Origin of the sequence: Pseudomonas sp. R3-52-08 (assembly GCF_003851745.1) — a bacterium.
Taxonomy (GTDB): domain Bacteria; phylum Pseudomonadota; class Gammaproteobacteria; order Pseudomonadales; family Pseudomonadaceae; genus Aquipseudomonas.
In genome coordinates this window covers 1,305,286-1,317,634 of sequence record NZ_CP027730.1, presented here as the reverse complement: position 1 = coordinate 1,317,634, position 12,349 = coordinate 1,305,286, and the positions used below count along the sequence as shown (strand labels likewise).

Genomic DNA, 12,349 nt, shown 5'->3' with positions numbered 1-12,349 from the left:
TTAACCCTCGCCGCGCAGCTCACGCCACATGTGGATCTTGTCGAAATAGTCCAGGCCCACCCGCACCGCCAACGGTTCCAGGCCGTACTGGATAAAGCCGCAGCGCCGGTACAACGCAAAGGCGGCGTCATTGCCGGCGGTGACGGTCAGTTGGACCACCTTGAGGCGCGGGTGCTCGCGCGCCTGGTCGAGTGCCGCCTGCACCAACCGGCGGCCCAGGCCGTTGCGTTGATGGGCTTGAGTCACGTACATGCCGAATAACGTCACCTTGTGCCGCGCTTTCTCCCGAGGCTCGAACGCCAGGCCGACGATGCCGACCAGTGCGTCGCCGGCATATGCGCCGAGCAAACGGTCCAACGCACCGTCCAGGCGCTTTTGCCACCAACTCAACGGCATCGCTGCGCGCTCGGCGACGCTGGAGGTGAACGCCTGGGGATAAGCATCATAGGCCTCGAGCATCAATGCCCGATAGGCCTCGGCATCGCAGGGATTGAGTGGGCGAATCGTCATGCGCCGATCAGCGACGCGCGGTAGAGCGGCAGGATCTGGTCACGGCTCAGCGGCGCCAATGGCAGGCCGCCGTCGCCCATGGGGTCGATCCAGCGTATTTCTTCAATTTCAGCGGCCGGGGTGACCGCCACGTCGATGTGCAGCTGGAACATGTCGGCCTGCACGGTGAAGCCCGGCTCGTTGGCCGCGGGCCCCGAGAACTGGCCGAGGTACACAGCTTGTGCCGGATCGATACGCAGGTTCAGTTCTTCCTGCAGCTCGCGGGCCAGCGCCTCGACCGGTTGTTCGCCAGCGTCGATCTTGCCGCCGGGCTGCATGAACGCCAGGGTCCCGCGTTTGCGCACCAGCAAGGTCTGGCCGTGCTTGTCGATCAGGACCGCTGCAGCGATGCGGATAATTGAAGAGTTCATGTGGGAATCGTTATCTCGTCGGGTTGTTTGATAAATACGCTGTATTTTGCGCCCTCCATCGACTCGAACGCGATCAGCTTGTCCACCAGCGGCAGGTTCAGCACCTTGCCGGCGTTGAGCAGGAGCATACCGTTGTCGGCGTTGAGGTTGCGCGCCAGGACCATGCCGTCCTCAAGTTCGCGGGTGGTGAGGACTCTGACCGTAGGGTCGCCCAGGGTCACATCGCTGAGGAAGGTGGCGCAGGCCTGCACGAAATCCTCGACCAATTCCGGGTCGTAAAGGCGCCCGGCGTACTTGCGGATATACAGCAACGCTTCGTCGCTGTTCAGGTGCCGCTCCAGGATCAGGCCTTTTTGCAGCTCGATGAAGTCCACGGCCAGTTTCAGCAGCCGCGAACCCGCCGGGATCGCCTCGCCCTTGAGGTGGTCGGGAAACCCCGAGCCATCCCAACGCTCCTGGTGATGACGAATGATCCGCGCCGCGTCCTTCATCGGCTCCAGGGTCATCAACAGCGACTCGCTCTGGGTCGGGTATTCGCGATACAGCGCGCGGTGAGTGCTGTGCAGCTTGTCGGACGGCGCAACCATCATGCTGTCGGTCCAGCTCAGTTTGCCGATGTTGTACAGCGCCGCAGCCATGGTCAGGTCGCGGGTGCTGGCTTCATCCATGACCTGGGCGGCGCAGTACACGCGGATCAATTCGATCAACGCGCGGTTGGTCTGCTTGTCCTTGGGCAACCGCAGGTTGGCCAGCAACGAAAACACTTCGGTACCGGTCACGTAGCTGCGCTTGAGCTCGTCGTAGGCCAGGTCGAGCATGTCGGCGGTCTGTTGCAGTTCGGCGGTACGCGCCGTCACACGCTTTTCCAGCGTGGCGTTCAGCGCTTTGAGCTGATCGTTCTGCTCCCGCGCAAGGCGTTCAAGCCGCTGATGTTCGAGGGTTTGCTGCAAGACCAGCTGCAACTCTTCGTCATTCCAGGGTTTGCTGATGTAGCGGTGAATCTGCCCGTCGTTGATCGCCTTGACGATGGTGGTCAGGTCGGCGTAACCGGTGAGCAGGATGCGGCCGGTGGCTGGGTACAGGCGGTGAACCTGCGCCAACAGCGTGGCCCCGTCCATACCGGGCATGCGCGCATCGCTCATCACCAGGTCGATGGGCCGGGTTGCCATGATCTCCAGCGCCTGGGCGCCGCTGGTGGCCAACACCACCTCGTAAGGCTGGCTGCGCAACAGGCGGCGCAGGCTGTTGAGGATCGACTCTTCATCGTCGACCAGCAGCACAGCGGACTTCGTAGCGAGTTGTTCATCCATGGCGACTCTGCCTTCAAATTAAACGATGTGAAGCTCAATTGAACCGGTGCGCCGTGCCGATCCAGGCCAGCAGCGCGAAAATGCTGTTGATTTGACGCCAACTGGCCGTCGATATCAAGGGAGCTCAGCTATGCTGTCACTGCATGTTCACACCCCTTTGCTTGTAAAACCAGGGAAGGAATCGTTATGCCGTCGAGTCTTCTGCACAGGCGCAGGGCACCATGACCCCGGAATCAGGGCGGGCCAACCGTCGCATCCTGATCGTCGATGACACGGCTTCGATCCACCAGGATTTTCGCAAGATCCTCTGCGCCGACGAGCACGGCGAGCCCTCGCTGGACACCTTGGAGTCGGCCCTTTTCGGCACCGCCGCGCCGGTACGCCAGGCATTTGAGTTGGACTCCGCCTACCAGGGCCAGGAAGCGCTGGCGCTGGTGAACAAAGCCCTGCAGGCCCAGGCGCCCTATGCGCTGGTGTTTATCGACATGCGCATGCCCCCCGGTTGGGACGGGCTGCAAACCATCGAACAGCTGTGGGACGTCGACCCCAACCTGCAAATTGCCCTGTGCACGGCCTATTCCGATTACTCCTTCGAGGCGATTGAAGCGCGCTTGAAGTACAACGATCAGTTGCTGATCCTGAAAAAGCCGTTCGATCACCTGGAAATCCGCCAGATGGCCAGCGCCCTGACGTGGAAATGGCAACTGGCCCAGGACGCGGCGCTCAAGGTGATCAGCCTGGAGCGCACCATCGAAGAACGCGTGCAGGAACTGCTCAAGGTCTCGCACCTGTTGCAATACGACGCCCTCACCGGGCTGCCCAATAGTACGTTGCTGGGCGACCGACTGACCCAGGCCATCGCCCTGGGCCGGCGACATGACACGCAACTGGCGGTGATGTTTATCGGGCTCGACCGCTTCAAGCGCATCAATAATGCCCTGGGCTACCCGGTGGGCGATGAAGTGCTCGAGCAGGTCAGCCAGAACCTGGTGGCAACGGTACGGGCGTCGGATTCGGTGTTTCGCTACGGCGCCGATGAGTTCGTGATCCTGCTCAACGATATCCAGCACCCCCAGCAAACCCAGCACATTGCGCAAAAAGTGCTGAATGCCATCAGCGCGACGCGGCACGTCGCCGGGCAGGACCTGAGCGTGACCGCGAGCCTTGGGATCAGCGTTTACCCCAACGACAGCGCCGACGCGGTGGGGTTGATCAAGCAGGCTGAAACTGCCATGCACACCAGCAAGGAGCACGGCCCGAACGACTTCAGTTTTTATACCGAAGACATGAACCTGCGCGCCCGGCACCAGCAACACCTGGAGAGCGCGCTGCGCCAGGCGCTTGAGCGCGATGAGTTGGTGCTGCACTACCAACCCAAGCTGGAACTGGAGTCCGGGCGGATCGTCGGCGCGGAGGCGCTGACACGCTGGTTTCATCCGAGGTCCGGCTGGATCAGCCCGGCCGAGTTCATTCCGATCGCCGAAGACAGCGGCCTGATCGTGCGCCTGACCCAGTGGGTACTGCGCCAGGCCTGCGCACAAGCCCAAGCCTGGCGGCACATGGGCCTGGCGCCGCTGCGCATGTCGGTGAATATTTCGGCGATCGACTTTCGCCAACGCAACTTCGTCGACAACCTGGCTGCCATCCTCGAACAAACCGGCCTGCCGCCCGCCCTGCTGGAGCTGGAAATTACCGAAAGCGTGCTGATGCAGAACGTCGACGAAACCGTGGCGATCCTGCAAAGGATCAAGGCGCTGGGGGTGCGCCTGGCCCTGGATGATTTCGGCACGGGCTACTCCAGCCTCAGCTACCTGCGGCGCTTTCCCATCGATGTGCTGAAGATCGACCAATCCTTCGTGCGCGGCCTGAGCATTAATAGTCAGGACGAACAACTGATCAGCGCTATCATCGGCATGGGTAAAAGCCTGAAACTGGACATCATTGCCGAAGGCGTGGAAACCCTCGACCAACTGAATTTCCTCAAAGCCCAGCGCTGTGAGGAGGGCCAGGGTTTTCTCTTCAGCAAAGCGTTGGCGCCGAAGGATTTCGTCCAGTTGCTGCAGGTGGGTAGCGCGACACTGATGCCCGATCAATAGCCCCAGGCCGCAAGGAGTGCTCGCTTGAGCCATGTTTCAACTGTCCGTACCGGCTTCATTCTCGCGTTGTGCCTGGGCAGCGGCGCACCGCTGGCCGCCGCACCGCTGAACGAGGCGCTCAAGCCCATGCCGGCGATACCGGCGCTGGACCCGGCCAAGGTTGAGCTGGGCCGCCAGTTGTTCAACGAGCCGCGTCTGTCGGCGAATAACACGCTGTCCTGCGCCAGCTGCCACCGCCTGGAGTCCGGCGGCGCCGACAACAAGCCGTTCTCGATCGGCGTTGACGGTAAACCTGTGGTGCTCAACACGCCTTCGGTGTTCAACGCCAGCCTGAACTTCAAGCAGTTCTGGAATGGTCGGGTAGACACGCTGGAAGCACAGGTTGATCAGGTGGTCACCAGCCCCGTGGAAATGGGCAGCGACTGGAACACCGTGGTGCAGAACCTGGCGGCCCTGCCCGTCTACCAACGCGCCTTCGCCCAGTCTTACCCCGATGGCCTCAGCGCCGCCAACGTGCAAAACGCACTGGCTACCTATGAGCGCACGCTGCTCACGCCCGACTCGCGCTTCGATCAGTATCTGCAGGGCAACACCGCGATACTGACCACCCAGGAAAAGTACGGCTACCAGCGCTTCAAGGAGTACGGCTGCATCGCCTGCCACCAGGGCGTGAACATCGGCGGCAATATGTTCCAGAAATTCGGAGTGATGGGCGATTACTTCCAGGCACGCGGCAACCCGCAGGAGTCGGACCTGGGGCGCTACCTGCTGACAAAGGACGAAGAGGACCGCTATGTGTTCAAGGTGCCCAGCCTGCGCAATGTCGCCGTCACCGCGCCGTATTTTCACGACGCTTCGGCCAAGACCCTGGAAGAAGCAGTCGATGTGATGTTCAAGTACCAACTGGGGCGTAACCCGACCCAGGAAGACAAGGACCTGATTATTCAATTTCTCAAGACCCTGACCGGTAACTGGGCGGGCAAGCCCCTATGAGACGCTTGTCACGCCTGTATCGCCGCCGCGCCAGCCAGGTGTTGCTTGGCCTGATGACTCTGTTCCTGGCCTCCACGCTGGTGTTTTTGTACCTCAAGTCTTCCCGCGACCAGACGGCCACTTATACCCAGTCGCGCGACCTGATCCGCCAGCTCCAGCAGCTCAATGCCCAGTGGGACAGCGAAGTGCTCAAGGCGCGGATCGCGCTGACCCATAACTACGACCCGCTGGTCATGCCCCTGACGGAAATGACCCGGATCGGCGCTGAACTTGCGAGCCGCGGCGCCTACCACAGCGCTGCCGACCTGCCGGGTTGGCAAGCCAGCCAGGCGGCCTATCAGGCGGCCATCCAGGACAAAGCCCGGCTGGTGGACCAGTTCAAATCCCACAATGCGGTGTTGCGTAATTCGCTGGCGTTTCTGCCGACCGCCGAAGATGACATCCAGGCCCAATTCAACAGCATTGACGACGAAGGCCGCCTGCAAATGCAAAGCGTGGCCACCGACACCTACGACCTGCTGCTCAGCAGCCTGGAGTTCGCCCAGGTCACCAGCGACGAGCGCGCCGCCGATATCCTGGTGGGCCTGGGCAAACTGGCGATCAACAAACAGAGCCTGCCCGTCGAGTTCCAGGCGCCGGTGGATATCCTCAGCAATCATATTTCGCTGATCCTGCGCGAACAGCCTGTGGTCAACAGCCTGCTCGAACGGATTGCCGCCGTGCCCGTGGCCGAGCACCTCGACGCGCTGACCACCCACCTCGATCAGGACCAGCAGGCCGCCGATCTCATCGAACATCAATACCACCGCTACCTGCTGGTGTTCTCGACGTTGCTGGTGGTGCTGCTGCTCTACCTGGCCGTGCGCCTGCTGCGCAGTTTCGCCGAGATCAACCGCGTCAACCGCGCCTTGCAATCGGCCAACGAAACCCTGGAACAACGGGTGGAACGGCGCACGCAACAACTCAAGGACGCCCAGAGCGAGCTGCTCGACAGCGCCCGCCAGGCAGGCATGGCAGAGATCGCCACCAACGTGCTGCACAACGTCGGCAACGTGCTCAACAGCGTGAATATTTCCGCCGACCTGGTCAGCCGCAAACTGCGCAGCAGCAAGGCCCTGGGCCTGGGCAAGGCCATGCAACTGATCAACGCGCATCAGGGCGACCTGGGCAGCTTTCTCACCGAGGATGAAAAAGGCAAATTGCTGCCGGGCTACCTGAACCAACTGGTGGACGCGATAGCCATCGAGCAGCAAGGCATGAGCGATGAGCTGGCGCAGCTGAGCAAAAGCGTCGACCACATCAAGGACATCGTCTCGACCCAGCAATCCTATGCCGGCGCCTCCACACTGCTGGAGCCGGTGGACATTGGTGGCTTGATGGACGATGCCTTGCGCATGAACGCCGGCGCGTTGACGCGTCACCACGTCACGGTGGTCAAGGAATACGCGCCGGTGCCGCAGATTCTGGGGGACAAACACCGGTTGCTGCTGATCATGGTCAACCTGATCAGCAACGCCAAGTACGCCATGACCGGTCTTTCCGAGCGACCACGGCAAATCACCCTGAGGGTCGAACAGGTAGGTGACCAGACCCTTAAAATCAGTGTGAAGGACGATGGCGAAGGCATACCGGTCGAAAACATGACGCGGATCTTCACCCACGGCTTTACCACCCGTAAGGAAGGCCACGGCTTCGGCCTGCACAGCTGTGCCCTGGCCGCCGTGGAAATGCACGGCCAGCTCACGGCTCACAGCGACGGACCGGGCCTTGGCGCGGTGTTTACCTTGACGATTCCCTTGACCCTTGTCGGAAGTACCGCATGAACCAGCCTCCCAACCGGCGCATCCTGCTGATCGATGACACCCCGTCCATCCATGAGGATTTCCGCAAAATCCTGATGCCGAGCGCAGAATCCAACCTGGCGCTGGACGAGATGGAGTCGGCGCTGTTTGGCGATACCGCCACGCCGCAAGCCCAGGCGTTCGAGCTGCACTGCGCCTATGGCGGCGAAGAAGGCCTGGCCTTGCTGAGCACCGCCATGGCCGAACAACGCCCTTACGCGCTGGCCTTCGTTGACATGCGCATGCCCCATGGCTGGGACGGCGCGAAGACCATCGAGCAACTGTGGAAGGTCGCACCCGACCTGCAAGTGGTGGTATGCACCGCGTACTCGGATTATTCCTGGGATGACCTGTTGTCGCGCCTGAACGCCTATGACCGCTTGCTGATCCTGAAGAAGCCGTTCGACAACATCGAAGTCCAGCAAATGGCCAACACCCTGGCCAATAAATGGGACATGGCCCGGCGCGCGTCCCTGCAAACCTTGCACTTGGAAAAGCTGGTGGAACAACGCACCCAGGCGTTGCAGTTGGAAATCAACGAACGCAAGCACCTGGAAAGCCAGCTGGTGCAATCGGAGAAGCTGGCCTCACTGGGGCAACTCGCGGCCGGCGTCGCCCATGAGATCAACAACCCGGTGGGCTTTATCTCATCCAACCTCAGCACCCTCGACAGCTACTTCAACCAGCTGCAACAGATGCTGGAGGCATATCAACACAGCGAAGCGCTGATCCCGGCGCAGGACCAGCGTGACCGGCTCAAGGCGTTGCGCACAGAACTGGAACTGGAGTTTCTCAAGGAAGACATTCCGGTGCTGATCCGCGAGTCCAAGGACGGCATTGGCCGCGTGGTACAGATCGTCAAGGACCTGAAGAACTTCTCGCGGGTGGATAACGACCAGACCTGGCAGTTCGCCAACCTGCAACAGGGCATCGATTCGACGCTGAACATCGTCGCCAGCGAACTCAAGTACAAGGCCGATGTGGTCAAGCACTACACGCCCCTGCCGGACATCGAATGCCTGGCCTCGCAGCTCAACCAAGTGGTAATGAACCTGGTGATCAACGCCGCCCAGGCCATGGGGCCGGAGCGCGGCACCATCACCATCAGCAACGGCGTGGACGGCGACACCATCTGGTTGGAAGTGGCGGACAACGGCTGCGGCATCGCGCCCGACACCGTGCAGAAGATTTTCGACCCGTTCTTCACCACCAAGCCGGTGGGCGAAGGCACCGGGTTGGGGCTGTCATTGTCCTACGGCATCGTCAAGAAACACCGGGGGCATATTTCGGTCAGCAGTGAGCTGGGCAAAGGCACCACGTTTCGGGTGGTGCTGCCGATTCGGCAGACGGCGGCGTAGGGCCCGCCGCCGGGTACGGCCAGTGACCCATCAAGCCTGCAGCGCTATTTTTTGCTGGCGCAGCGTCGCGGCCAGGTCTAACAAGCCTGAACCTTCGCGCAGCCCTTTTTTGACGGACTCAGGCGTGGCTTCGTTCTTTACCACCGCGCCAACGTAACCCTCCGCCATCGCCTTGTAGTCTCCGGTAACCGCGCCGAGAAGCGCCTTGTCAAAACCGTCTTCGCGGGTTTTACGAAACCCGTCCAGCGCCCCGCTGATGGCGCCATCAAGGCCTGGCTTAGCCTTTGCAATTCCCTGCAGCACGTTGCTCATGCCTGGGATAAACCACAGGCTCTTGGCCGCGTCAGCGGCAAACCGCTGGAATTTTCCCGGTGGGGTGCCGTCGCGCAACGCGTGGGAAGTGTGCTGATGCTGAGCGGATTGCATCCGCTGCTCACGGTCGATCGCGGCGGACGCGCCCTGATGAATAATGGAAGGGCCGAAAGCGGCAGATATGTTCGACATGAGCGATGACTCCAAATGCATGAGAGAAAGGGCGTCCTGCACAATAGTGGCCGCCTTTCGCCGAACGGTTCCATGGCCCGCGCCTGTGCAAATACCGCCCCAGGGCCTTCGATCCTTGTTCACTGTTTCAGTACGGGCGCAGAATGGCGGATCGACCTCAAGAGTCCGAACCAAGGAAAACCGTATGAGCCTGTCGTTACTAAGCCGTTACGCGTTCTTTGCCGCATGCGTCATATTCACCCTGGCCAGCCTGCCCTTCATCGAACATGAATGGCTGTGGCCCATCACCATAGTCACCGGCCTGCTCAGTTTGATCGGCATTTTCGACCTGCTGCAAAGCCCCCACGCCGTGCGCCGCAACTACCCGATCCTGGGCAATATCCGTTACCTGGTGGAAGCCATCCGCCCGGAAATCCGCCAGTACCTGCTCGAATCCGACAGCGATGCCCTGCCCTTCTCCAGGGCCCAACGTTCGCTGGTGTATTCGCGCGCCAAGAACGAAACCGCCGACAAGCCCTTCGGTACCTTGATCGACGTCTATCAGTCGGGCTTTGAATTCATCGGCCACTCCATGCGGCCCGCGCCGTTGAGCGACCCCAGCGCGTTCCGCGTGATGGTCGGCGGCCCGCAGTGCACTCAGCCGTACTCGGCGTCGGTGTTCAATATTTCGGCGATGAGTTTCGGCTCACTGAGCGCCAACGCCATTCGCGCGCTGAACCAGGGCGCCAAACTCGGCAACTTCGCCCACGACACCGGCGAAGGCAGCATCAGCCCCTACCACCGCGAAAACGGCGGCGACCTCACTTGGGAGCTGGGTAGCGGTTACTTCGGCTGCCGTACCAGTGACGGCCGCTTTGACCCGGAACGCTTTGCCACCCAAGCGCAAAACCCGCAAGTGCGCATGATCGAGATCAAGATGAGCCAGGGCGCCAAACCCGGTCATGGCGGGATCCTGCCCAAACATAAAGTCACCCGGGAAATCGCCGACACCCGCGGCATCCTGATGGGTGAGGACTGCATCTCGCCGTCACGCCACAGCGCATTTTCCACGCCGATCGAACTGATGCAGTTCATCGCCCAACTGCGCGAGTTGTCCGGCGGTAAACCGGTGGGGTTCAAGTTCTGCCTGGGCCACCCCTGGGAGTTCATGGGCATCGCCAAAGCCATGCTCGAAACCGGCATCCTTCCGGACTTTATCGTGGTCGACGGCAAGGAAGGCGGCACCGGCGCGGCACCGGTGGAATTCACCGACCACATCGGCGTGCCGCTGCGCGAGGGCCTGCTGTTCGTGCACAACACCCTGGTGGGCCTGAACCTGCGCGACAAGATCAAGCTCGGCGCCAGCGGCAAGATCGTCAGTGCCTTCGACATCGCCAGTGTGCTCGCCATCGGCGCCGACTGGGCCAACTCGGCGCGCGGCTTTATGTTCGCCATCGGCTGCATTCAGTCGCAGAGCTGTCACACCAATAAATGCCCGACCGGCGTCGCCACTCAGGACCCACTGCGCCAACGTGCGCTGGTGGTGCCGGACAAGGCCCAGCGCGTGTTCAACTTCCACCGCAACACCCTCCATGCCCTGGCGGAAATGCTCGCCGCCGCCGGGCTGGAGCATCCTTCGCAGCTGTCGGCCAAGCACTTGGTGCGACGCATGTCGGCGACCGAGATCAAGCTGTTCTCGCAGTTGCATGTGTTCCTCAAACCGGGCGAGCTGCTCACCGGCGAGGTGAATGGCGAGTTCTATTCCCGTATGTGGCAGATGGCGCGGGCGGACAGTTTTGAACCGCATGAAGTAGCCGCCGCCTGATTCACACGGTTGAAGCCTGCCCGGCCTTCGGGCAGGCCATTGAGACATTCGGTAATACCCAGCCTTTGCAATTGCTTACAAATACCGCCAACCTGCGCCCGCCCGGCGTGCGGCGTACGACAACGCGCGCGCTCGCCACTCTTCACTCAACAACTTGTTCAAGAGCCCGCTGCCATGCTGAACGGACGCGACCCACGCATCGATTTTTTTCGGGGCTTGGCGTTGATCTTCATTTTCTGGGATCACGTTCCCCACAATCCCCTGGCCCATGTCACCGTGCAGAACATCGGGTTCAGTGACGCCGCCGAAATCTTCGTATTCCTGGCCGGCTACGCGGCGGTACTGGCGTACGGCAAGATCCTGCAGCGTGATGGTTATTTCATCGCCTGTTTAAAGATCCTGCGCCGGGTGTGGACGCTCTACGTGGTGCATATTTTCCTGCTGGCGCTGTTGATGGGCATCGTGATATTCGCCAACAGCCATATCGAAACCCGCGACTTGGTGCAAGAGATGGGCCTGGAGTATTTCCTCAACAATACCCAGCAGGCCCTGGTCGATGAATTGCTGCTGCGGTTCAAGCCCAACCTGACCGACCCTTTGCCGTTGTATATCGTGCTGATTCTGAGCCTGCCCCTCACGCTGCCGTTGCTGTTGCGTGTGCCGAGGATCGCGGTGGGCGTTTCTGTGGCGGTGTACCTGCTGGCGCCCTGGCAGGGCTGGAACCTGCCGGCCAGCAACGGCGGGGTCTGGTACTTCAACCCGGTGACCTGGCAGTGCCTGTTTATCCTCGGTGGCGCGGCGGCCTTGCGTTCAGCACCCTCGGCTGACCCGCGGCCTGTGCTGCGCCAACCATTGTTCCTGGCGGCTGCGGCTTATGTGCTGACGAGCTGCGTGATCACCCTGTCGTGGCGCTGGCCCGAGGTGCACGACGCCTGGATGCCAAGCCTGATCGGCGAATGGCTGTACCCCATCAGCAAGACCGACCTGTCACCGGTGCGCTTGCTGCACTTTTTGGCCCTGGCCTATGTCACCGCCAAATTGCTCCCCGGTGTCGGCTGGACGCAACACAGGTTGGCCCGGCAACTGGCGCGGATGGGGCGCTACTCCCTGGAAGTCTTTTGCCTGGGTGTGGTGTTGGCGCCGTTGGCGGACATGGCCAACGCCCTGACCGGTGACACCATTGCCATGCGGATATTCACCGCGCTGGTGGGGGCCGCAGTGATGATGCTGTTTGCCGCATGGCTGGAATTCAACAAGCAATTGGACCAGCGCAGAGCCGCTGTCGCCGCGCCTGGTTAGTGCCCGGCTGATTGACATGTGGGAGGGGGCTTGCTCCCGATGGCGGTGTATCAGCTGCATGTTAGCTGGCTGACATACTGCCATCGGGGGCAAGCCCCCTCCCACATTGGTTTTGCGTTGCTTGTTCAATCAGGACAAGGCTGCAACCTCTCTGCGCCCATCATTCCCGCCGACACACATCGCAGTGCCGTTGGAGATCTAAAAATGTGGGAGGGGGCTTGCTC

General features: G+C 61.4%; 10 protein-coding genes. 6 read left to right on the top strand and 4 right to left on the bottom strand.

Annotation, left to right across the window (positions count from 1 at the left end):
* Genes C4J91_RS05945 through C4J91_RS05935 form a run of 3 tightly spaced genes read right to left on the bottom strand, consistent with a single transcriptional unit; the run spans position 1 to position 2,230 of the window.
* On the bottom strand, positions 1-510 hold the full coding sequence (locus C4J91_RS05945) for a GNAT family N-acetyltransferase (RefSeq protein WP_124361485.1): 510 nt from the start codon (positions 508-510) through the stop codon (positions 1-3).
* Positions 507-920 (bottom strand): NUDIX domain-containing protein, encoded by a 414-nt coding sequence (locus C4J91_RS05940; RefSeq protein ID WP_124361484.1) that lies wholly within the window; start codon positions 918-920, stop codon positions 507-509. The genes C4J91_RS05945 and C4J91_RS05940 overlap by 4 nt, the downstream gene beginning before the upstream one ends.
* A complete protein-coding gene (locus C4J91_RS05935; RefSeq protein WP_124361483.1) occupies positions 917-2,230 on the bottom strand; it encodes an HD domain-containing phosphohydrolase in 1,314 nt (437 codons plus the stop codon). Before C4J91_RS05935 ends, C4J91_RS05940 begins: the two co-directional genes overlap by 4 nt.
* Before the next feature lie 221 nt (positions 2,231-2,451).
* Here C4J91_RS05935 and C4J91_RS05930 point away from each other — a divergent pair, with 221 nt between their 5' ends.
* The 4 genes from C4J91_RS05930 to C4J91_RS05915 are packed head-to-tail and all read left to right on the top strand — an operon-like array spanning position 2,452 to position 8,518.
* Complete coding sequence (locus tag C4J91_RS05930) at positions 2,452-4,326, top strand: bifunctional diguanylate cyclase/phosphodiesterase (RefSeq protein WP_124361482.1); 1,875 nt, start codon at positions 2,452-2,454, stop codon at positions 4,324-4,326.
* Between the two features lie 24 nt (positions 4,327-4,350).
* On the top strand, positions 4,351-5,319 hold the full coding sequence (locus C4J91_RS05925) for a cytochrome-c peroxidase (RefSeq protein WP_124361481.1): 969 nt from the start codon (positions 4,351-4,353) through the stop codon (positions 5,317-5,319).
* Positions 5,316-7,142, top strand: coding sequence for a DAHL domain-containing protein (locus tag C4J91_RS05920; RefSeq protein ID WP_124361480.1), 1,827 nt, complete (start codon positions 5,316-5,318; stop codon positions 7,140-7,142). Before C4J91_RS05925 ends, C4J91_RS05920 begins: the two co-directional genes overlap by 4 nt.
* Entirely contained in the window at positions 7,139-8,518 is a 1,380-nt protein-coding gene (locus C4J91_RS05915; protein WP_124361479.1) for an ATP-binding protein, read from the top strand. The genes C4J91_RS05920 and C4J91_RS05915 overlap by 4 nt, the downstream gene beginning before the upstream one ends.
* Positions 8,519-8,548: 30 nt before the next feature.
* On the opposite strand, the gene C4J91_RS05910 is transcribed toward C4J91_RS05915, so the two are convergent.
* Positions 8,549-9,064, bottom strand: coding sequence for a hypothetical protein (locus C4J91_RS05910; RefSeq protein WP_124361478.1), 516 nt, complete (start codon positions 9,062-9,064; stop codon positions 8,549-8,551).
* Between the two features lie 142 nt (positions 9,065-9,206).
* Here C4J91_RS05910 and C4J91_RS05905 point away from each other — a divergent pair, with 142 nt between their 5' ends.
* Both C4J91_RS05905 and C4J91_RS05900 read left to right on the top strand, forming a co-directional pair.
* Positions 9,207-10,826 carry an FMN-binding glutamate synthase family protein gene (locus tag C4J91_RS05905; protein ID WP_124361477.1) on the top strand — a complete coding sequence of 540 codons (1,620 nt, stop codon included), beginning with the start codon at positions 9,207-9,209 and terminating at the stop codon, positions 10,824-10,826.
* A gap of 174 nt (positions 10,827-11,000) precedes the next feature.
* Complete coding sequence (locus tag C4J91_RS05900) at positions 11,001-12,125, top strand: OpgC family protein (RefSeq protein ID WP_124361476.1); 1,125 nt, start codon at positions 11,001-11,003, stop codon at positions 12,123-12,125.
* Positions 12,126-12,349 lie beyond the last annotated feature (224 nt).